The organism is Cryobacterium sp. MP_M3 (assembly GCF_015752155.1).
GTDB lineage: Bacteria > Actinomycetota > Actinomycetes > Actinomycetales > Microbacteriaceae > Cryobacterium.
This window is the reverse complement of sequence record NZ_JADOVI010000006.1, coordinates 102,140-124,044: the sequence shown is the minus strand read 5'-3', so window position 1 is coordinate 124,044 and position 21,905 is coordinate 102,140. Positions and strand designations below refer to the sequence as shown.

At 68.5% G+C, this 21,905-nt stretch carries 16 protein-coding genes; 11 read left to right on the top strand and 5 right to left on the bottom strand.

Going from position 1 to position 21,905, the window contains the following annotated elements; all coding sequences use genetic code 11:
• Nucleotide 1: 1 nt before the first annotated feature.
• Entirely contained in the window at nt 2-2,473 is a 2,472-nt protein-coding gene (locus IWX89_RS09080; RefSeq protein ID WP_196903230.1) for an ATP-dependent DNA ligase, read from the bottom strand.
• A 340-nt stretch (nt 2,474-2,813) separates the two neighbouring features.
• Nucleotides 2,814-4,604, bottom strand: a complete 1,791-nt coding sequence (locus IWX89_RS09075; protein WP_196903229.1) for a DUF222 domain-containing protein — start codon at nt 4,602-4,604, stop codon at nt 2,814-2,816.
• A 189-nt stretch (nt 4,605-4,793) separates the two neighbouring features.
• Here IWX89_RS09075 and IWX89_RS09070 point away from each other — a divergent pair, with 189 nt between their 5' ends.
• From IWX89_RS09070 to IWX89_RS09050, 5 genes are all read left to right on the top strand, one after another.
• Nucleotides 4,794-5,669, top strand: coding sequence for a Ku protein (locus IWX89_RS09070; RefSeq protein WP_196903228.1), 876 nt, complete (start codon nt 4,794-4,796; stop codon nt 5,667-5,669).
• 49 nt (nt 5,670-5,718) lie between these two features.
• The gene (locus IWX89_RS09065) at nt 5,719-6,336 is read left to right on the top strand and encodes a CDP-alcohol phosphatidyltransferase family protein (RefSeq protein ID WP_307836479.1); all 618 of its coding nucleotides are present in this window, start codon (nt 5,719-5,721) and stop codon (nt 6,334-6,336) included.
• 85 nt (nt 6,337-6,421) lie between these two features.
• The gene (locus IWX89_RS09060; RefSeq protein WP_196903329.1) at nt 6,422-6,835 is read left to right on the top strand and encodes an FHA domain-containing protein; all 414 of its coding nucleotides are present in this window, start codon (nt 6,422-6,424) and stop codon (nt 6,833-6,835) included.
• Nucleotides 6,835-7,533: a MerR family transcriptional regulator gene (locus IWX89_RS09055; protein ID WP_196903226.1), complete on the top strand. Its 699-nt coding sequence runs from the start codon at nt 6,835-6,837 to the stop codon at nt 7,531-7,533. Before IWX89_RS09060 ends, IWX89_RS09055 begins: the two co-directional genes overlap by 1 nt.
• 174 nt (nt 7,534-7,707) lie before the next feature.
• Nucleotides 7,708-8,259: a MerR family transcriptional regulator gene (locus IWX89_RS09050; protein ID WP_134508499.1), complete on the top strand. Its 552-nt coding sequence runs from the start codon at nt 7,708-7,710 to the stop codon at nt 8,257-8,259.
• 78 nt (nt 8,260-8,337) lie between these two features.
• On the opposite strand, the gene IWX89_RS09045 is transcribed toward IWX89_RS09050, so the two are convergent.
• On the bottom strand, nt 8,338-9,144 hold the full coding sequence (locus tag IWX89_RS09045; protein WP_196903225.1) for a ParA family protein: 807 nt from the start codon (nt 9,142-9,144) through the stop codon (nt 8,338-8,340).
• A gap of 77 nt (nt 9,145-9,221) precedes the next feature.
• Between IWX89_RS09045 and IWX89_RS09040 the strand changes: the two genes are divergently transcribed.
• The 3 genes from IWX89_RS09040 to IWX89_RS09030 all read left to right on the top strand — a co-directional run bounded on the left by IWX89_RS09040 (nt 9,222) and on the right by IWX89_RS09030 (nt 14,580).
• Nucleotides 9,222-12,626: a pyruvate carboxylase gene (locus tag IWX89_RS09040; RefSeq protein ID WP_196903224.1), complete on the top strand. Its 3,405-nt coding sequence runs from the start codon at nt 9,222-9,224 to the stop codon at nt 12,624-12,626.
• Between the two features lie 84 nt (nt 12,627-12,710).
• Nucleotides 12,711-13,997, top strand: coding sequence for a MinD/ParA family protein (locus IWX89_RS09035; protein ID WP_307836478.1), 1,287 nt, complete (start codon nt 12,711-12,713; stop codon nt 13,995-13,997).
• Between the two features lie 91 nt (nt 13,998-14,088).
• A complete protein-coding gene (locus IWX89_RS09030) occupies nt 14,089-14,580 on the top strand; it encodes a peptide deformylase (RefSeq protein WP_196903223.1) in 492 nt (163 codons plus the stop codon).
• Nucleotides 14,581-14,598: 18 nt separating this feature from the next.
• Here the strand turns inward: IWX89_RS09030 and IWX89_RS09025 are convergent, their stop codons facing one another.
• A complete protein-coding gene (locus tag IWX89_RS09025) occupies nt 14,599-16,431 on the bottom strand; it encodes a long-chain fatty acid--CoA ligase (protein ID WP_196903222.1) in 1,833 nt (610 codons plus the stop codon).
• A 174-nt stretch (nt 16,432-16,605) separates the two neighbouring features.
• Here IWX89_RS09025 and IWX89_RS09020 point away from each other — a divergent pair, with 174 nt between their 5' ends.
• From IWX89_RS09020 to IWX89_RS09010, 3 genes are all read left to right on the top strand, one after another.
• Nucleotides 16,606-17,553 (top strand): ROK family glucokinase, encoded by a 948-nt coding sequence (locus tag IWX89_RS09020; RefSeq protein WP_196903221.1) that lies wholly within the window; start codon nt 16,606-16,608, stop codon nt 17,551-17,553.
• Nucleotides 17,554-17,581: 28 nt separating this feature from the next.
• Nucleotides 17,582-18,271 (top strand): 1-acyl-sn-glycerol-3-phosphate acyltransferase, encoded by a 690-nt coding sequence (locus IWX89_RS09015; RefSeq protein ID WP_196903220.1) that lies wholly within the window; start codon nt 17,582-17,584, stop codon nt 18,269-18,271.
• A gap of 149 nt (nt 18,272-18,420) precedes the next feature.
• On the top strand, nt 18,421-19,749 hold the full coding sequence (locus IWX89_RS09010) for a class II 3-deoxy-7-phosphoheptulonate synthase (RefSeq protein ID WP_196903219.1): 1,329 nt from the start codon (nt 18,421-18,423) through the stop codon (nt 19,747-19,749).
• Nucleotides 19,750-19,918: 169 nt separating this feature from the next.
• Here the strand turns inward: IWX89_RS09010 and pknB are convergent, their stop codons facing one another.
• Nucleotides 19,919-21,868: a Stk1 family PASTA domain-containing Ser/Thr kinase gene (gene pknB / locus IWX89_RS09005; protein WP_196903218.1), complete on the bottom strand. Its 1,950-nt coding sequence runs from the start codon at nt 21,866-21,868 to the stop codon at nt 19,919-19,921.
• Nucleotides 21,869-21,905 lie beyond the last annotated feature (37 nt).

Here is a 21,905-nt window from a genome sequence, read left to right as displayed (position 1 = left end):
GCTAAGACCCGGCCTGTCGGGAGCCTTCTCTCACCACGTCGGCGGGCGCCTTGTCCGGGCGCCACCCGCGCCAGACGGGGTGCCGGAGCCGCCCCGACTCCGTCCACTCCGCGAACTCCACCTCGCCGACGAGGATCGGCCGCACCCAGTTCGCGTCACCGGCGTCGGCCGAGGGAACCTCCGCGAACGGGCTCTCGTCCGTGGCGAGCGGCGCGAGCCTGTCCATGATCTCGTCCAGGTCGCGGTCCCGGAACCCTGTCCCGACCCGGCCGGCGTAGGCGAGGGAGCCCCCTTCCGGAATTCCGACCAGCAGTGATCCGATCGAGCCTGCCCGGTGGCCCTTGCCGGGGCGCCATCCGCCGACCACGACCTCCTGGGTCGCATGATGCTTGATCTTGATCCAGGACCGGGACCTGCGGCCCGGTTCATAGGGGCCGTCCAGTCGTTTGGCGACGATGCCCTCCAGGCCGAGCTCGCGGCTCGCCCGAAGGGCCGCCGCCGCATTGCCGTCGAAGGCCGGCGGCACCTGGACCTCGGCGTTGCCGTGCACCACCTGGCCAAGGATCTCCCGCCGCGCCGAATACGGCTGCCCGGTGAGGTCCTGCCCGTCCCGCTCGAGCAGGTCGAAAACGAGGTAGTTCACGCTCGTGCCGTCTGTCCGGTTCTGCAACAGACCGAAACTCGGCCGGCCCGCGGCGTCGAGGACGACGACCTCCCCGTCGAGCACGGCCGATCCGGCCCTGACGACCGACGGCAGGGTGCGCACCAGCTCGGGGTAGGCATCCGTGACGTCGTTGCCGTTCCGGGTGACCAGGCGAACCGTGGCCCCGGGGTGGTCCGTCGCAACAGGGTCGTCCATCGTCACGGAGGCGAGCAGTCGGATCCCGTCCCACTTCATCTCGCACGCCCAGGCTCGGCCGTCCGCGTCGGCCAGGTCGGCCAGGGTGCCGAGCGTGGCGAGCATGGGGGAGTGGCGGATGCGCGAGGTCGCCGCCCGAAGCGGTGCCGGCGCCACCCGCTCACGGCGGTTCGTCGCCTTCATCAAGTGGATCAGCCAGTTGTTCTCGGCCCGGTCGTGGCCCTTCGTGTGGATCAGGGCGAACCGCCGCGCCCCGCCGAGCCCGCCGCCCGGTTCGCCGTGCAGGGTGGCGATCACCTCGTCGTCGCGCCACTTCTCGAGCTCGTAGCTGCCGCTGTCCCAGATCCTGACCGTGCCCGCACCGTATTCTCCGGCCGGAATGTCTCCCTCGAACGTGCCGTACTCGAGCGGGTGGTCTTCTGTGCGCACGGCGAGATGATTCTTCGTCGGCTCGGTCGGCACCCCCCGCGGCAGAGCCCAGGCGGCGAGTACCCCGTCGTGCTCGAGCCGCAGGTCGTAGTGCAGGTTGCGGGCGTGGTGCTCCTGGATCACGAAGGAGCGACCCTCCGCTGTGCCGGTGATCTCGGCCGGCACCGGTTCCGGCGTGCGCGCGCTGTTCCTCTTGCTGCGGTATTCGGACAGCCGGTCGGCTGCCCCCGAGCCCGAGCCCGGGTCCGACCCGCCGCCGATGTCTGTCCGCACACCAGGGTGGGCGGCGAGCAGACCGGAAAGCGGGTCGCCGTTCCGTTCCACCCGGTGCATGGCCTGGCGGTAATGGACCTGGGCCAGCCCGGGGGAGGCCAGCTCGCGCCAGGTACGGGGCATGGCGACCATCGGCAACGAGGTCCCGCGCAACGAATACGGTGCGATCGTGGTCTTGGCGGCGTTGTTCTGGCTCCAGTCCACGAACACCCGGCCGGCGCGTCTGGCCTTTTTCATGTCGCTGACCACGAGGTCAGGATGGTCGGCCTCGAGCGCCCGCGCCAGTTCGTGTGCGACTGCCGATACCTGATCCGAGGTGTGGCTGAGGTCCAGCGCCGCATACAAGTGGATACCCTTGCTGCCGCTGGTCACCGGGAAGGCATCCAGGCCCATGTCGCGCAGGATGGCCCTGGCCAGCCTGGCGACGTGGGCGCACTCGGCAAGGGTGACGCCCTCGCCGGGGTCCAGGTCGAGAACGAGCCGATCCGGGTTGCGCGGATGCCCGTTTCGGCCGAACTGCCATTGCGGCACATGGATTTCGAGGGCCGCGATCTGGCCGAGCCAGGTCAGTGCGGCCAGGTCGTTGACCAGCGGATACACGTTTACGTGGTCGGAGTGCTCGATCGACCGCCGGGCCACCCAGCTCGGGGTCGACGCATCGAGATTCTTCTGGAAGAACATGTGGCCGGGTTCCGCGGCCGTGCCGACGCCGTGCACCCACCGCTTCCTCGTGGCGGGCCGGTTGGCCGCATGGGGGATCAGCACGTCGGCGACGGCCGCGTAGTAGGCGATCACGTCGGCCTTCGTCGTGCCGGTCTCCGGGTAGAGCACCTTGTCGAGGCTGGTGAGCGTGATCCGGTGGCCGTCGACAATGACGACCTGGCTGGCCGAATGGTCCGGTCCCTGATTCATGGCACCAGCATGCACTTGCGCCCCGTCCGCGGCTAGTGTTCCGATGCTGGGCCGGAACCCGCGGTGGTCGAGCCTGTCGAGACCCCGCCCGCCCCGGTGGTCGAGCCCGTCGCGACCCGGTCCCGCCCCAGTGTTCGAGCCTGTCGACACCTGGTTCCCCGCGGTGGTCGAGCCTGGCGAGACCCGGTGAGCCCGCGGTGGTCGAGCTCGTCGAGACCGGACGGCATGATTTCGGCACGCTCAATCACCGGCGGTCGAGCCTGTCGAGACCCAGAGCCATGAGTTCAGCGAGCTCACTCGCCAGCGGCACGGCCGGTAGAGGCCCCGCAGGGCGGGCCGGTCAGTCCGTGTCCCGGTCCACGGTCGGCGTGCCCGGGTCGAGCTGCCGGTGGGTCTTCTTGGGGAGGGCGATGCGCGTTTGTGCCGGGTCGACCGACACCGGTGGTTTCAGCCAGTGCTGGTCGCCGTCGCGGAGGATGATCCAGCCTGTGTTGTGGAGGAGCAGGTGGTGGGGGTGGCAGAGGCTGACGCCGTCGGCGAGGTCGGTGTGGCCGTGTTCGAGGAGCCAGGTTTTGAGGTGGTGGGCTTCGGTCCAGGAGGGTGGCCGGTCGCAGTCGGGCCAGATGCAGCCGCCGTCGCGGGTGCCCATGGCGGTGCGTTGGGCGGGGGTGAAGAGGCGTTGTTCTCTGCCGACGTCGATGGGTTGGCCGGTGTTGTCGAAGAGGATTCCGATGTAGCCGGTGTCGCAGAGTTGTCGTTCGACGGTGGCGAGGGAGACCGGGGCAGGACTGCCCTCGATGGAGCCATGCCCGGCCGCCAGAACCACGGCCGTCCCGGGCTGGCCGGATAGCTTGGAGGGAGCGGCTGTGTGAGGTCCGACCGCCGGAAGGGGTTGGGGGCCTGACGACTCCGGTGCTCCCGGTGCTTCAGATGCCGTGGTGGCGGGGGTTGTTCTTGGTGTTGAGGGGGACGTGTCGGCCGGTGCCGGGGTGGCAGTCCCGGCACCGGCGCCGGTTTCATCACCGGTGCCCGTGCTGGTGCGGGTGGCGTTGGTGAGGTCTTTTTGGGTGACGATGATGTGCACGGCGGGGCGGCGGCCGCCGAGCATCTGGCCGGGGTCGACTTCGCCGGCGATTTTGAGTAGTTGCACGAAGGAGTCCGCGGCGATCTGCGCGGTGCTGCGCGGGTCGTCCTGGACGGCCTTGGCCCAGGCGGCGCGCTTCTTGTCCACGAAGCGCACCCCGCCGCGCCTGGGGCTGGTGATGGAGTCGTAGGTGGAGAGCACGAACTCGCCGTCTTCCGGGGCGAAGAGCCCGTGCAGGCGGACCTTCCCGTCGGGGAGGCGGTAGACCTTGAGGAACCGGTCGTCGTAAGCCTGTTTCTCGCGGGCGGCGATGCCGGCCTGGTCGAGGTCGTCGCGCATCCTGCGGGCCCGGGTGAAGCACTGGTCCGCGTTGAGCGTCGCGGACTCCGCCAGCAGCTGGGTGAGGGCGGTGGCGAGTGTGTCGGCGGTGACGGCGGTGTCGATGTCGCCGAGCCCCTTGCGGATGGATTCGGCGGCGTCGACGGAGAGGGTTCCCGCGGTCACGGCGCGGGCGATCGGCGCCTGCCACGATGCGGCACCGGCAGGAGCGGGCGAGAACCCGCCCGGGCCGCCAGGGTCGCCGAGGCCGCCCGAGTCGCCGCCAGAGCCCGCCCCGTCAAAGCCCGTCCCGTCGACACCGGTCCCGTCAACGCTCGTCCCGTCGACACCGGTCCCGTCGTCACCGAGCGCCCCACGCGCCTCTGCGGCCTGCCGGTCGGCGGCCTCCGCCCGGGCGAGCATCGTGCCCACCGCGACGAGCTTGAACGCTTCGTTCTTGCTCGAGCCGGTGACCTTCTGGATCATCGCCTCCGGGGAGAGGAAACCCTGCTGCGCGGCCAGGCCCGAATGGCCCAGCTCCGGGCGGGAGCGGTCGGCGATGGTCGCGGCCATCCACGCCGCGTACATCTCGAGCAGGCGGCGAGCCTCCGCGATCTCCCGCTGACCGGTCAGCACCGCCGCATCAGGAAGGGCCGCCAGGTCGGCGCTGGAGCAACCCAGGCGGGCGACGGCATCCGCCGCCTCTCTGAGCTGCTCTGCTGGGTTCATGCCACGAAGATACCAAAACACGAACACAGATGTGAGACATTGTCACGCTTGTGGATAATTTATTCGAATATTCATTCCCAGGTCTCGACAGGCTCGACCAACGGGTCGGCTCGACCACCGGGCGGGCTGGGGCGCCGCAGCCTGCCCGGACGCTAGCCTCGCGCGGTCAACCGGTGTTCACTGGGGTGCATGAGATCGATCTGGAAGGGCGCGATCACCTTCGGACTCGTCAATGTGCCCGTCAAGGTCTACAGCGCCACCGAGGACCATGACGTCGCACTGCACCAGGTGCACGACAAGGACGGCGGGCGCATCCGCTACCAGCGCCGCTGCGAAATCTGCGGCCAGGTCGTGGACTATGCCCACATCGACAAGGCCTGGGACGACGGCGACCGCACGATGATCCTCACCGACGCCGACCTGGCCTCCCTGCCGGCCGAGCGGAGCCGTGAGATCGACGTGGTCGAATTCGTGCCGAGCGAGCAACTCGACCCGATGAGCTACGAACGCAGCTACTACCTCGAACCGGACGGTTCATCGCCCAAGGCGTATGTGCTGCTGCGGCACGCGTTGCAGGCGACCGACCGCACCGCGATCGTTCGCTTCGCCCTGCGCCAGAAGACCCGGCTCGGGGCTCTCCGCGTGCGCGGCGACGTGCTGCTGCTGCAGTCCCTGCTCTGGGCGGACGAGATCCGGGTGGCGGATTTTCCGGCGCTCGACGCGGAGGTGCGCATCTCGGCCCAGGAACTGGACCTGTCGGCGGCGCTGGTCGAATCGTTCGCTTCCGATTTCTCGCCCGGAGACTTCCGGGACGACTACCAGGACCAGCTACGGGAGCTGATCGAGGCGAAGCTCGCGGCCGGTGACACGGTCGACACCAGCGTCACCTTCGGCCGCGCGCCCGGAGAGGGCGAGGGGGGCGCGGAAGGCGGCGGGGAAGTGCTCGACCTGATGGAGGCCCTCCGGCGGAGCGTCGAGCGCAGCCGTGCAAAGTCCGAAACGGGCAGCCGTTCACGGTCGGAGCGAGGCGATGCGGAGCCCCGCACCGGCGCATCCGCGGGTTGACGGGATGCCGCGCTCCGCTTCGGGGAGCGCCTCGGTAGACTCGGGAATTGTGAGCGGGGCAGAGGAACGACAGGTCAGTTCGAGGGTGGTCACGCTGCCCAACCTCCTGAGCATGCTGCGGCTGGCCCTGGTTCCCGTCTTCCTCGTCCTGTTGATCCGTGGCGAGGATTCCTGGGCCCTGCTCGTGCTCGTGGTGGCTTCAGCCTCCGACTTCCTCGACGGGTTCCTCGCCAGGCGGTTCGACCAGGTCACCCGCCTCGGTCAACTGCTCGACCCGGCCGCCGACCGCCTCTACATCTTCGCGGCGCTGCTCGGGCTCGCTTCCCGCGGACTGGTTCCCTGGTGGATCGTGCTCGTCGTCGTCGGCCGGGATGTCTTCCTCCTCGGCCTCGGAGTCGTCCTGGCCAACTTCGGTTTCGGGCCGCTTCCCGTGCATCAGCTCGGCAAACTCGCCACCTTCTGCCTGTTCTACGCGCTGCCCATGATCATGCTCGGTCAGGCCTTCCCGATGCTGGCCTGGTGGTCCGGCCCGGTGGGCTGGGCGTTCGGCATCTGGGGAGCCTTTCTTTACTGGTGGGCGGGGATAATCTACGCAATTGAAGCTGCCAGGGTGATTCGGCTTTCGCGGGCGAAATCGTCCGCTCAATCCGATACGCTGGAGAAGTAGGAGGTGTACGGTGATTGATTCCAAAAAGACGAATGAACCCCAGCGCAAGGGCACGCCCGAAAACTTCGCCAACACCGACACGACGATGACGTTCAGCCAGGAGTTCGCGGCGCAGTTGGCCGCGCTTGACGGCGATGTCACGACCGAGGAGCAGGAGGCCATTGCGGCCCTTCCCTCGGGGTCGGCGCTGCTCGTGGTGCGTCGTGGACCGAATTCGGGGGCGCGCTTCCTGCTGGACGCCGACGTCACCACTGTCGGCCGCCATCCCAATGCGGATATCTTCCTTGACGACGTCACCGTTTCACGGCGGCACGCCGAGTTCCTCCGCCACGGTCGCAAGTTCGAGGTGAAAGACCTCGTTTCGCTCAACGGCACCTACTTCGATGGTGTCCGGATCGATTCGGCGCTGCTGCACGACGGCGCCGAGGTTCAGGTCGGCAAGTTCCGGCTGACGTTCTACGCCTCGCGGCTCGACCTTTCGCCACTGGCGAGCGACTAGTGCCCGCGTCCTCCGCCCAGGCACGGCAGCCGGGCGCGACGTCACTCTTGAGCATCGGACAGGTGCTGGCCCGGCTGACCCCGGATTTCCCCGAACTCACGCCATCCAAGCTGCGTTTCCTCGAGGAACAGAAACTCGTCTCCCCGGCCCGGACCGAATCCGGATACCGAAAGTTCTGCGCGGGGGACCTCGACCGCCTGCGGTTGATCCTGTCGATGCAGCGCGATCATTACCTGCCGTTGAAGGTCATTCGCGGCTACCTGGAAGACATTGACAACGGCCTCACCCCCACCCTGCCCGGCGGGGTGACCCCCGGCCCCTCGATGCTGTCCAGCGTGCGCCGGCTGAGCAGGGACGAACTCCTGCGCGAAGCAGGGGCCGCCGCCACGCTCTTGCACGACGCCGTCTCGGCCTCGATCATCCTCCCGGCTGACGTCTACGGGGAGGACGCGCTCGGTGTGCTGCGTGCCCTCGTGGAACTGCAGCGCAGCGGCATCGAGCCGAGGCACCTCCGCGGTTTCCGCGGCGCCGCCGAGCGGGAACTCGGCCTGATCGAAAGCGCCCTGGTGCCGTTGTCGCGCCGGAAAGACGCCTCCAGCCGGGCGAAGGCTGCCGAAATGGCGGTCGAAATCGCAGGCCAACTCGAGGTGATTCGCGGGAGTCTGATCCGTTCCGCGCTCGGGCGCCTGACCAAATAAGCCATACACTGGAGACCGACGCCGCTCACTGAGTGCCGCCGCGATCGACCCGAGTTCTCCTCGCATCCGACACGCCGATTTTGGTCGAGCGGATGTCATTGATCAGGGTGGTTCGCCTCGGTAGCGTTGACACAGCGATCATCGGCATCGCAGACACCCCCGAGAGGCGATCGTATGAGTGAGCTCAACCAACGAGACGACGCCTCCCGCTACGGACTCGGTCTCCTCTTCACCGACGGGATGCCGGAACTCGACGAACATTCCGGGTACCGCGGCGCCGTGGCAGCCCGGGCCGCGGGCATCAGCTATCGCCAGCTCGACTACTGGGCCCGCACCGAACTGGTCCAGCCGACGGTGCGTGGCGCCGCCGGATCGGGTTCCCAGCGTCTCTACGGCTTCCGCGACATCCTGGTCCTGAAACTCGTCAAACGCCTGCTCGACACGGGCATCTCCCTGCAGCAGATCCGCACCGCCGTCAACCAGCTGCGCGAATCCGGCGTCAGCGACCTGGCCCAGACCACGCTGATGAGCGACGGTGCGAGCGTCTACCTCTGCACCTCCAACGACGAGGTCATCGATCTCGTCAGCCGCGGACAGGGTGTCTTCGGCATCGCCGTCGGCAAGGTGCTTCGTGAGGTCGAGACGAGTCTCGTCGAACTGGACACCCAGACCATCGACCCGTCCGACGAACTCGCCGCCCGCAGGACCAGCCGCAAGGTCTCCTGACCCGTTCCGCAGCACGTCTGCACGCGCACGTCCCGCCGCCTGGCACCGCCGCCGGGCGGTTTTTTGCGTTCCGGCTCGCTAGCGCTGTTCGGCGTACTCGCCGATGCGCGCGGTGCGCAGCACCCGCTCGAGCAGCTGGTCGAAGTATCGCGCCATCTCCTGGGCGCTGTCACCCGGCCAGGTGTGCAGCGGCTTCGCGGCGCCCTGCGCCTGCTGGAGCGAGGTGCGCTCGGGGAGCTGGGGGCTGAGCACGAGCGGACCGAACATGTCGCGGAGTTCCTTGATCCGGAACTGGTGCTCGAGCGAGGCGGTCCTGGCCCGGTTGACGATGATGCCGAGGGGCTGGAGGCGAGGACTCAGGCCGCGGCGGATCTCCTCGATCGCCCGCAGCGCGCGGTCAGCCGCCGCGACGGAGAACAAGCCGGGTTCGGTGACGACGGCGACGCGGTCGCTGGCCGCCCAGGCGGTGCGGGTCAGGGCGTTGAGCGAGGGGGCGCAGTCGATGAGGACGAGGTCGTAGTCCTTTTCGACCGTGGACAGCGCCTCTTCCAGCTTCCAGATGTCACGGATGCTGGGGTGCGGCCCGTCGAAATTGATCGCTGACGGGCTGCCGATCATCACGTCGATCGTGCCCTGTCGGCCGCGGGTCCACCCGCTCGGCACGATGGCCGCGCGCACGACCTTCTCCTTGGGCGACGCGAGGACGTCGGCGATGTTCAGGTGGCCGGTCACCTCGATGTCCATGCCGGTCGAGACATCCGACTGGGGATCAATGTCCACAACCAGGGTTCGTACGCCGCGGGCGAAGGCAGCAGACGCCAGACCAAGGGTCACCGTGGTCTTGCCTACTCCTCCCTTGAGGGAGCTAACGCTTAGTACGTGCACAAGTAGATACGTTACCTTCACTAGTCTGGGAGAACCTAACCGTCAGCTGTGTGCGGCTCCACGCTCGAAAGGTCTGCATGTTCACGAAAATTCTTGTTGCCAACCGCGGGGAAATCGCGATTCGTGCGTTTCGTGCGGCCTATGAACTCGGCGCCAAAACGGTGGCCGTGTTCCCGTTCGAAGACCGCAACTCCCTCCACCGGCTGAAGGCCGACGAGGCGTACCAGATCGGCGAGCCCGGGCATCCGGTGCGGGCGTACCTCACCGTGAGCGAGATCATCCGGGTGGCGAAGGAGAGCGGCGCCGACGCCATCTACCCCGGCTACGGATTCCTCTCCGAGAACCCCGAACTGGCCCTCGCCGCCCGTGAGGCCGGCATCACCTTCATCGGCCCGGGCGAGCACGTGCTCGAGATGGCCGGCAACAAGGTCACCGCCAAGGAACACGCGATCGCTGCCGGCGTGCCGGTCCTGGGATCCAGTGCGCCGTCCCGCGACGTCGACGAGCTCATCGCCGCGGCCGAGGCCATCGGCTTCCCCATCTTCGCCAAGGCCGTCGCCGGCGGTGGCGGGCGCGGCATGCGTCGGGTCGCCAAGATGAGCGAGCTCCGCGGCTCCCTCGAGGAGGCGATGCGGGAGGCCAACAGTGCCTTCGGTGACCCGACCATGTTCCTCGAGCAGGCCGTGCTGCGGCCCCGCCACATCGAGGTGCAGATCCTCGCCGACACGACCGGTGCCACCGTGCACCTGTTCGAACGCGACTGCTCGGTGCAGCGTCGCCACCAGAAGGTCATCGAGATCGCCCCGGCGCCGAACCTCTCCGACGAGATCCGCCAGCGCCTCTACGCGGACGCCGTCGCCTTCGCCAAGTCGATCGGCTACGTCAACGCGGGAACGGTCGAGTTCCTCCTCGACACCGTCGGCGAACGGGCCGGCCAGCACGTGTTCATCGAGATGAACCCGCGCATCCAGGTCGAGCACACCGTCACCGAAGAGGTGACGGATGTCGACCTCGTCGTCGCCCAGATCCGCATCGCCGCGGGGGAGACCCTGGCCGACCTCGGCCTGACCCAGGACAAGATCCAGCTCCGCGGCGCAGCGCTGCAGTGCCGGATCACGACAGAAGACCCCACCATGGGATTCCGGCCGGACACCGGCAAGATCACCACCTACCGCTCGCCCGGCGGCGCCGGTGTGCGCCTCGACGGCGGAACCATCAACCCCGGCGCGCAGATCAGCCCGCACTTCGATTCGATGCTCGCCAAGCTCACCTGCCGCGGCCGGGACTTCACCTCCGCAGTGACCCGGTCCAAGCGCGCCCTGGCCGAGTTCCGCATCCGCGGAGTGTCGACGAACGTCTCCTTCCTGCAGGCGGTGCTCGACGACCCCGACTTCGCCGCCGGCAATCTGAGCACCTCCTTCATCGACGAGCGGCCGGAACTGCTCCGCGGCCGGGCCTCGAAGGACCGCGGCACGAAGATCCTGAACTGGCTCGCCGACGTCACCGTCAACAAGCCCAACGGCGTGCCGATCACGCTGCTGAACCCCGCGGAGAAGCTGCCCAAGCTCGACCTCTCCGTCGCGGCCCCGGCCGGCTCACGCCAGCGCCTCCAGCTGCTCGGTCCGGCGGGCTTTGCCGCCGACCTGCGCGCGCAGAAGGCACTCGCCGTGACGGACACGACCTTCCGTGACGCGCACCAGTCGCTGCTGGCGACGCGGGTGCGCACCCGCGACCTCGTCGCGGTCGCCCCCTACGTGGCACGGATGACCCCGGAACTGCTCTCGATCGAGGCCTGGGGTGGAGCCACCTACGACGTGGCCCTGCGCTTCCTCGGCGAAGACCCGTGGGAACGCCTCGCGTCGCTGCGCGAGGCCCTGCCGAACATCAACGTGCAGATGCTGCTCCGCGGCCGCAACACCGTCGGCTACACGCCGTACCCGGTCGAGGTGACCCACGCCTTCGTGCGTGAAGCCGCCGACACCGGCGTCGACATCTTCCGCATCTTCGACGCCCTCAACGACGTGTCCCAGATGCGCCCGGCGATCGACGCCGTGCTCGCGACCGGCACCAGCGTGGCCGAAGTGGCCCTCTGCTACACGGGCGACCTGCTCGACCCTGCCGAGCCCCTGTACACCCTGGACTACTACCTGCGGCTCGCCGAACAGATCGTGGAGTCCGGCGCGCACATCCTCGCGATCAAGGACATGGCCGGGCTGCTCCGTCCGGCGGCCGCCGAGAAGCTCGTCGGCGCCCTCCGCGAGCGGTTCGACCTGCCGGTGCACGTGCACACCCACGACACGCCGGGCGGCCAGCTGGCCACCCTGCTCGCCGCGGCCCGCGCCGGCGCCGACGCGGTCGACGTCGCCAGCGCTCCGATGGCCGGCACCACCAGCCAGCCGTCCGCCTCCTCGCTCGTCGCCGCGCTCGCCCACACCGAACGCGACACGGGCATCTCGCTCAAGGCCGTCTGCGACCTCGAGCCCTACTGGGAGGACGTGCGCCGGGTCTACCACCCCTTCGAATCGGGCCTCCGTGCCCCGACCGGCCGGGTCTACACCCACGAGATCCCGGGCGGCCAGCTCTCCAACCTGCGCACCCAGGCTGTCGCGCTCGGCCTGGCGGACGACTTCGAACTGATCGAGGACATGTACGCCGCGGCCAACAACATCCTCGGCCGCGTGCCGAAGGTCACCCCGTCGTCGAAGGTGGTCGGCGACCTCGCCCTCTACCTCGCCGCGGTGCGGGCCGACCCGGCCGACTTCGCCGAGAACCCCGGCAACTACGACGTGCCGGACTCCGTGATCGGCTTCATGGCCGGGGAACTGGGCGACCTGCCCGGCGGCTGGCCCGAACCGTTCCGCAGCAAGGTGCTCGCCGGGCGCAACATCCGCATCGGCGTCACCGAACTCACCGCCGACGAGCGTGAGGCGCTTGGCAAGGACAGCCTCACCCGGCGGGCGATGCTCAACCAGCTGCTGTTCCCCGCACCGACCCGCCAGTACGAGCAGATCCGCGAGCTGTTCGGGGACCTGTCCGTGCTCGACACCGTCGACTACCTCAACGGCCTCCAGCAGGGCACGGAGCACGCCGTCGAGATCGCCAGGGGCGTGCGGCTGTACGTGGGCCTCGAAGCCATCAGCGAGGCGGACGACAAGGGCATGCGCACCGTCATGACCACGCTCAACGGGCAGCTCCGCCCGGTCTTCGTGCGCGACCGCAGCATCACCGTCAGCAGCAAGGCGGCGGAGAAGGCGGATGCGAACCGGCCCGGCCAGATCGCGGCCCCGTTCTCCGGGGTGGTCACCCTGCAGGTCGAGGAGGGTGACACCATCGAGGCCGGCCAGAGCGTGGCCTCGATCGAAGCGATGAAGATGGAGGCGGCGATCACGTCTCCCATCAGCGGCGTCGTCGACCGGGTCGCGATCCCCAAAACCCAGCAGGTGGATGCGGGCGATCTGCTCGTGGTGGTGCGACCGCGCTAGGATTGGGGCCGATCTATCGACGAAGGGACGGGTCTTTTGTCAGATAAGCGCACAGGCAATGAGGTTTCCGGCCAGGAACCCTCTGTGTCGCCTGGCACCGTTCCCGGCGAAGAGTACAACAGCGAACTGCCGCCGCACACGATCCAGAACCTGGCGGCCGCCCTTCCGGGCAACCTGAACGGGCGGGCGGATGCGTCGTTGTCCGCCCGCCCGGCGGTCGGCACCCGTCCGGGTCTGTCCGGGCCCAGGGCGGCGGAATCCGCCGCGCACCCGGCCACGCACACGGTCGAGATCAGCACGCCGGGCGTCGCTCGCGCCTCCCGGCCGGCGACGGGCGTCGTCGCCGCGCCATCCGTCCCGGCCGCCGATTCGTCCGCCGCCGCCCACTCCCGTCGTGAGCGTCTCCGCACCGAGAGCGGCCCGGCGCCGGAGTCGGCGTCGATGCTCACCTCCGACCGCCTGCTGGCGGTCAACCGCAAGACCAAACCGCCGCCGCACGGCACCTGGAACAGCTTCGTCTACGCGGCGACCCTGCACCTGGTCAACCTCGGCGATTCCGCCAAGGTTCGCGCCCACAACGCGATGGACGAGCGCATTCGCCGCGAGTTCAAAGGCGGAACCCGGTTCGTGCCGATCCTCACCCGCAAGGGCGGCGTCGGCAAGACCACCGTCACCGCGCTGCTCGGCATGGCCCTGGCCGATGCCCGCGAGGACCGGATCATCGCCGTCGACGCGAACCCCGACCGCGGCACCCTCTCCGAACGGGTCAGCAAGCAGACCAGGTCGACCGTGCGGGACGTGGTGTCGAAGGCCGCGTCGATCGGAGGCTTCACGGACTTCTCCGCGCTGGTCTCCCGCGACGCCACCCGGCTGGACATCCTCGCCTCCGACACCGACCCGCTCCTGTCCGAGGCGTTCGACGAGAACGACTACAACGTCGTCGCCGACCTCGCCGCCCGGTACTACTCGATCATGCTCACCGACTGCGGCACGGGGATCGTCCACTCGGTCATGCGCGCCACCCTGCAGCGCGCGGACTCGATCGTCATCGTCTCCGGCGGCAGCGTCGACGAGGCCCGCCTCGCCTCGGAGACCCTCACCTGGCTGGAGGCCAACGGCTACGGCGACCTGGTGCGCAACGCCATCGTCGCCCTCAACACGGCGACGCAGGGCACCAACCTGGTCAAGCTCGAGGAGATCGAATCGCACTTCCGGTCGAGGGTGCGGGAGATCGTGCGGATCCCGTATGACCCGCAGCTGGCTGCCGGGAGTGTCATCTCCTACAACGACCTCAAGCCGATCACCCAGCTGGCGGCCAGAACCCTTGCTGCCCTGGTGGTGGAGGGTCTGCCGGCCGATCGCGCGGTCTGACCCACCTGCGGACCAGCACCAGCACCACCACCAGCGCCACCGCCACCGTCACCGCGGCCATCACCGCAAGAACCGACTTGGAGTCTTCCCTGTGCCCGAGCGCCAGATCCGACTATTCGGAGATCCCGTACTCAAGACCGTCTCCGACCCGATCGGCATCATCGATGCCCGGGTGCGTGCCCTCGTCGACGACCTGGTCGACAGTGTGCGCCTCCCCGGACGGGCCGGCGTCGCCGCGTCCCAGATCGGTGTCAACCTGCGGGCCTTCAGCTACAACGTCGACGGCGTGATCGGCTACATCCTCAACCCGGTCGTCGTCGAGGTGACCGGCGAGTCCGAGCTGGTCGAGGAGGGCTGCCTCTCGGTGCCCGGCCTGTGGTACCCCACCAAGCGCTTCCCGTTCGCACGCGTCTCCGGCATCGACCTCGACGGCAACCCGGTCGAACTGTCCGGGACCGGCATCATGGCGCAGGCGCTGCAGCACGAGACCGACCACCTCGACGGTCTGCTCTACCTCGACCGGCTCGACAAGGAGAACCGGCGGGCCGCCATGAAGGAGATCCGCCAGTCCACCTGGTTCTGAGCCGTTGAGCTGCCCGGCTCAGGCTCGCAGCGGGTTGCTCTCGGTGATCGGTGAACCCGCGTACATGCCCTCGATGACGTCGGCGAAGTCCTTGAGGATGAGGTCCCGCTTGATGCTCAGCTTCGGAGTCAGGTAGCCGTTCTCCTCGGTGAGCTCGGTGGTGAGCACGATGAACTTGCGGATCGACTCGGCCCGGGAGACGTGGTCGTTGGCGTGGTCCACCGCACGCTGAACTTCGGCGACCACCTTCGGATTCACGGCCGCCTCGGCCAGCGACATGCCGGCATCCTCGCCATTGTTGTTCAGCCAGACCGCGAGCATGTCGGGGTCGAGCGTGACCAGTGCCGCGATGAACGGCTTGCGGTCGCCGACCACGACGACCTGCCCGATCAACGGGTTGGAGCGAATCGGGTCTTCGAGGGCGGCCGGGGCGACGTTCTTGCCGCCGGCTGTGACGATGATCTCCTTCTTGCGCCCGGTGATGGTGAGGAATCCCTCGCTGTCGAAGTCGCCGATGTCCCCCGTGCGGAGCCAGCCGTCGTGGAACGTGGCGGCGGTCGCGTCGGGGTTCTTCCAGTACTCCTTGAAGACGTTGACGCCCTTCACCTCGATCTCGCCGTCGTCCATGATCCGCACGGAGACGCCGGGCAGGGGCGGGCCGACGGTGCCGATCTTGAACTTGGTCGCGAGCCCGACGCTGGTCGGGGCGGTGGTCTCGGTGAGGCCGTAGCCCTCGAGGATCTTGATCCCGAGGCTGTGGTAGAAGTGCCCGAGGTGCGCGCCGAGGGGCGCGGATCCTGACACGGCGTACTTGACGTTTCCGCCCATCGCCGCACGCAGCTTGCTGTAGACGAGGCGGTCGAAGATGGCGAACTTGATCTTCGTCATCAGCGGAACTGGTTTACCCTGGTCGACGAGCATCGAGTGGTCGACGGCGATCTGCGCCGCCGCCTCGAAGATCTTGCCGCGGCCGGCCGCCTCGGCCTTCTGCTCTGCCGAGTTGTAGACCTTCTCGAACACGCGGGGGACGGCCAGCAGGAACGTCGGCTTGAACGTGCCCAGCGCGGGCAGCAGCTGCCGGGTATCCGGCTGGTGGCCGACCCGCACGCCGGACTGCACGCAGAGCACGGCGATGAACCGGGCGAAGATGTGTGCGGTCGTGATGAAGAGCAGCGTGGACGCTCCGTGCTCGTCCTCGAGGACCTCCTTGAGCGCGACCGAGGCGTTGCGGGTCGTTTCCACGAAGTTGGAGTGGGTGAGCACGCAGCCCTTCGGGCGGCCCGTCGACCCGGAGGTGTAGATGAGCGTGGCCATGTCGTCGCCCACGGCGAGGTTGCGGCGACGTTCGATCTCGGCATCCGTGACGCCGGTGCCGGAGGCGGCGAGCTTGTCGAGGTCGCCCAGACCGATCTGCCAGACGGTCCGGATGCTCGGCAGGTCGGGGTGCACCTCGTCGAACCGGGAGAAGTGATCTGCCGTTTCGAGGATCACGGCTGTGGCGTCTGAGTCGCCGAGGATCCACTGGATCTGCATGGGGGAGCTGGTCTCATAGACCGGGACGAGCACGGCCCCGGCGTACCAGGCAGCGAAGTCGACCAGCGTCCACTCATACCTGGTCTTGCACATCAGGCCGATCTTGTCGCCGGGTTCGATTCCGCCGGCGACGAGGCCCTTGGCCAGCGCCACCACCTGGCGGTGGAACTCACTGGTCGTGACCGGGGTCCACTGACCGTTGACGGGCAGGGAGAAGAGCACGGAGTCCGGCGTGGCCGCGACGCGGGCGGCCAGGAGGTCGGTGACGTTGGCCTGAGGGTCGGCGGGAACGATTGCGGGCTGGTCGAACTGTTTCACGGTAACTCCTTTGGCACCGGACGGGTTTGCGCCCACTCTATCCGCGTGGGCCGGCGGTCGTGGACGTTTCGTCTGGCAGGGTGCTGGTTCACTACACTCTAGAGGGGACGCCCCGGCATCCCTGATCGCCCCGCGGCGCATTTCCCCCGGCCACACCTACGAAAGAAGTTCGCTGTGCACGCGATTGGGATTGATATCGGTGGCACCAAGATCGCCGCCGCCCTCGTCGACGAGTTCGGGACGATCATCCGTTCCGATCGCCGCCCCACCACGGCCAGCGACCCGCGCGGCATCGAGGATGCCGTCGTCGAGATGATCACCGGCCTCGCCGAAGGCGAAGAGGTCGTCGCCGCCGGAATCGCCGCCGCCGGGTTCATCGACGCAGCCCAGTCGGTCGTCTACTACGGCCCGAACGTCAACTGGCGCCACGAACCTCTCCGGGCCACCCTCGAAGCTCGGCTCGACATGCCGATCCTGATCGAGAACGACGCCAACGCCGCCGGCTGGGCGGAGTTCTGCTTCGGCGCCGGCCAGATGTACAGCGACATGGTCATGCTCACCATCGGCACTGGAGTCGGCGGCGCGATCATCTCCGAGAACCGGCTCTTCCGCGGCGGCTTCGGCTGCGCCGCCGAACTCGGGCACCTGCGGATCGTCCCGAACGGGCGCTCCTGCGGCTGCGGAGCCCAGGGTTGCATCGAGCAATACGGTTCCGGCCGGGCCCTGCTGCGGATCGCCAACGAACTGGCGGATGCCGGCGGCATCGGCCAGGGCCTCGCCGCCGCCCGCAAGGGAAAGGGCAAGCTCACCGGCAAGGACGTCGGCCGGTTGATCCAGGACGGCGACAACGGCGCGCTGGCCGCGCTGCGCCAGCTGGGCAGTTCGCTGGGCCAGGCCTGCGCCAGCCTGGCCGCCGTGCTCGACCCGCAGATCTTCGTCTTCGGCGGCGGGGTAGCCGACGCCGGCGACCTGCTGCTGGAACCGATCCGCGCCGCCTACCTGGAGAACCTCCCAGCCCGGGGCTACCACCCCGAGGCGGAGTTCGCCATCGCCCAGCTCGTGAACGATGCCGGCGTGGTCGGTGCGGCCGACCTCGCGCGAAAGCACGTTTTCACGAAGTAGGCTCAGGGAGTCCAACGGAGGGAGCCCAATGTTTTATTGGTTCATGAAAAACATTGTCATCGGTCCGCTGGTGCTCGGAATCTTCCGGCCCTGGGTGGTCGGGCTGGAGAACATCCCCAAAGTGGGCGGCGTGATCCTCGCCAGCAACCACCTGTCCTTCATCGACTCGGTGTTCCTGCCGCTGGTCGTGTCGCGGCGGGTCGTCTTCCTGGCCAAGAGCGAGTATTTCACCGGCAAGGGTCTCAAGGGCTGGGCCACGCGCCAGTTCTTCAAGGCCACCGGGCAGCTCCCCATCGACCGGTCGGGCGGCAAGGCCTCCGAGGACTCCCTCAACACCGGCCTGCGCGTGCTCGCCGGCGGCGGCGTGCTCGGCATCTACCCGGAGGGCACGCGCAGCCCCGACGCGAAGATGTACCGCGGTCGCACCGGGGTGGCCCGGATGGTGCTCGAGGCCGGCGTGCCGGTGATCCCGGTCGCGATGATCGACACCGAGAAGGCCATGCCGACCGGGACCCGCATTCCGAAGGTGCGCCGGATCGGAGTCGTCATCGGCAAGCCCCTGGACTTCAGACGGTTCGAAGGCATGGAGGGTGACCGGTTCGTGCTCCGATCGATCACCGACGAGCTGATGTATGAACTGCAGCGGCTCAGCACCCAGGAGTACGTGGACGTCTACGCCACCAGCGTGAAAGAAAAGCGGGCAAGTCTTTCGCGATAAGATCGCGTCATTGGTTTCGCCCGGATTCCGAGGCCGTAACCGCCACAAACCCACCCCCGGCAGGCAGCGTTCCCGCGTGCCGCGTAAGAGAAAACAGGACTAGCCCAGTGGTAGACCCTACCGAACCAGTCGTTGTCGCAGATCGATCTGTGATCGCTGGCCTGGACTATTGGCGCACGCTTCCGATCAAGCAGCAGCCGACCTGGCCCGACGCCGAGGCCGTCGCCGCGGCATCCGCTGAACTGTCGACGCAGCCGCCGCTGGTCTTCGCGGGCGAGGTCGACATCCTCCGCGACCGGCTGGCCCAGGCCGCCAACGGCGAGGCCTTCCTGCTGCAGGGCGGCGACTGTGCCGAGACCTTCAGCGGCGCGACCGCCGAGCAGATCCGCAACCGGGTCAAGACCGTGCTGCAGATGGCCGTGGTGCTCACCTACGGCGCGTCCATGCCCGTGATCAAGATGGGGCGGATGGCCGGCCAGTTCGCCAAGCCGCGCTCCAGCGACTTCGAGACCCGGGGCGGCGTCACCCTGCCGGCCTACCGCGGCGACATCGTCAACGGCTACGACTTCACACCCGAATCGCGCGAGGCCGACCCGGCCCGCCTGGTCAAGGGCTACCACACCGCGGCATCCACCCTCAATCTCATCCGCGCGTTCACCCAGGGCGGTTTCGCCGACCTGCGCCAGGTGCACAGCTGGAACCAGGGCTTCGCCGCGAACCCCGCCAACCAGCGCTACGAGAAGGTGGCCAAGGAGATCGACCGGGCCATCAAGTTCATGATCGCCTGCGGCGCCGACTTCGAGGCGATGCGGCGCACCGAGTTCTACACCAGCCACGAGGGTCTGCTGATGGACTACGAGCGCCCCATGACGCGGATCGACTCCCGCACCGGCACGCCGTACAACACCTCGGCGCACTTCATCTGGATCGGCGAACGCACCCGGGAACTCGACGGGGCGCACGTGGACTTCCTCTCGCGGGTGCGCAACCCGATCGGGGTCAAGCTCGGCCCGACCACCTCGGCCGAAGACATGCTGCGCCTGGTCGACAAGCTCGACCCGAACCGCGAGCCTGGACGCCTGACCTTCATCACCCGGATGGGTGCCGGCAAGGTGCGTGACGCGCTCCCGCCGCTGCTCGAGGCGATCAAGGCCAGCGACGCCAAGCCGCTCTGGGTCACCGACCCGATGCACGGCAACGGCGTCACCACCCCGACCGGCTACAAGACCCGTCGCTTCGACGACGTGGTCGACGAGGTGCGCGGCTTCTTCGAGGCCCACCGCAGCGTCGGCACCCACCCGGGCGGCGTGCACGTGGAGCTGACCGGCGATGACGTCACCGAGTGCCTCGGCGGCTCGGAGCACATCGACGAGGCTGCCCTGGCGACCCGCTACGAGTCGCTCTGCGACCCGCGGCTCAACCACATGCAGTCCCTCGAGCTCGCGTTCCTGGTGGCCGAGGAGCTCGCCGCCCGCTAGCCCGGCGCCGCGCCCGCGCTCGCACTCGCCCGTCGGACATCTCCGACGGGCGAGTGCGTTGCATCCGTGTCGAGTCCGACCGTTCCGGTCGAGGCCGTCAGGTGCGCGGGTCGGGCTCGACCGAAAAGGTCGATCTCGGCGGAACAACAAAACTGGCAGCGTCGGGGAGTTATCCGAACGGGTTGGTCGGCTTGAGGGCGATCGTGCTGCCCTTGGGGGCGGACGTGCCCGCCACTGGATCAGTTGACTGCACCTTGAGGAGCGCCGAAATGGCGTCTGCTCCGGGGTTGTAGCTGAGTGCGAAGCCGAGGTCGGTGAGGGCCTTCTTGCCGTCGTTCCACGACATGCCGATCACATTCGGAACCACGACGGGCTCCGGCCCGCGGGAAATCGTGAGGCTGAAGGTGTCGCCGACCCGCACGGGGCCGTCGCCAGCCGCGGAGGCCTTGATCACGTCGCCCTCCGGCACCGTGTCGCTGTAGGTCTGTTCGCCGGGCTTTGCCACCAGTCCCTTGTCAGTGAGGATCGCGGTGGCGTCATCGACCGACTTGCCCGCGACATCCGGGATCGGGCCGAGCGAGACGACCAGGTTCACCTTCAGGCCCTCGAAGTAGCCGCCGCCCTGGGACACGTCGCCCGCGTCGCTCTCCCGGCTGGCGGAGATGACGGTGCCGGCGGCGACATCGCCGTCGAAGACCGAGTCGGTGGCGCCGACGGATGCCTTCAGGTCGGTGATCGCGGCGGTTGCCGCCTCCGTGGACAGGCCGGCCAGCACCGGCAACGTGATCGGCTGGGGTCCCTGGGACACCCGGAGCGTGACCGTGCTGCCCTTGGCGACGCGCGCTTGTGCGCCGGGGTCGGTACTCGCGACGAGGCCGGCCGCGATGGTTCCGCTGTACTGGGTGCCGAGTTTGGCCTCCAGGCCCAGTTTGGTGAGCTGGCCGGTCGCGTCTTCCGGCGATGCCGAGACGAGCTGCGGAACGGCGATGAGCGAACCGGGCCCCGAGCCGAAGTACCAGCCGGTGCCGCCGGCGAGGGCGGCGAGCAGAATGACCAGCGCGAACAGCCAGTACCCCTTGCGTTTGCGCTTGCGAGCCTTGTCGGTGAGCCGGGCCGCATTGTCCGGCGTCGCGGGCGGCGTCGGCGTCCGGGGCTTGGTCGCCGTGGCGAGGGGCTTCGCGCCGAGGATCTGGGTCTCCGCGTCGGCGACGGCGCTCGGCAGCCCGGTGGCGAGGATCATCGTGGGCTGGAGCGCGGTCTCGTCGGCCGAGGATGCACGCACGGTCATGTCGACGTCCTGGAGCTGGTCGAGCATGACCCTGGCGTCCCGCGGGCGGTTCTCCGGGTCGCGGGCAGTGGCCCAGCTGACGAGCTCGTCGAGTTCGTGCGGGATCGTCGGCACCCGGGTGCTCGGCATCGGCACGGTGTCGTTCGCGTGCTGGTACGCGATCTGCATGGGAGCTTCGCCGACGTACGGCTGCTCGCCGGTGAGCATCTCGTAGGTCATGATGCCGAGCGCGTAGATGTCGCTGCGCGCGTCGGCGATCCCGCGGGTGACGAGCTCGGGGGAGAGGTAGGCGATCGTGCCGAGCAGGGCCTGGCCGGTCGCGGTGTTGTTGTTGACCGCGCGGGCGAGGCCGAAGTCGCCGATCTTGATCCGGCCGTCGTCGGCGAGCAGCACGTTCTCGGGCTTCAGGTCGCGGTGCACGATCCCGGCCTTGTGCGCCGCGGCGAGACCGGACAGCACAGCCTCGAGGATGTCCATGGTCTGCTCGCTCGTGAGCCGGCCGTAGTCCTTGAGCAGGTCGCGCAGCGTGATGCCCGGCAGGTACTCCATCACCAGGTAGGCCATGTCGGCATCCTGGCCCTGGTCGTACACGTTGACGACGTTCGGGTGGGCCAACCGGGCGGCGGAGCGGGCCTCCTGCACGAAGCGCGCCTTGAAGGCGTTGTCGTCGGCGAGGTGGCCGTGCATGATCTTGATCGCGACCCGGCGTTCGAGGCGCAGGTCGGTGGCGAGGTAGACGGTGGCCATGCCGCCGCGGGCGATACGCGAGCGCACCTGATAGCGGCCGTCAATCAGACGGCCGATCATCGGATCGGCAGGGGTATCGCTCACCAGTCGAGTCTAGGGAAGGATGCGGCGATCACCGGTG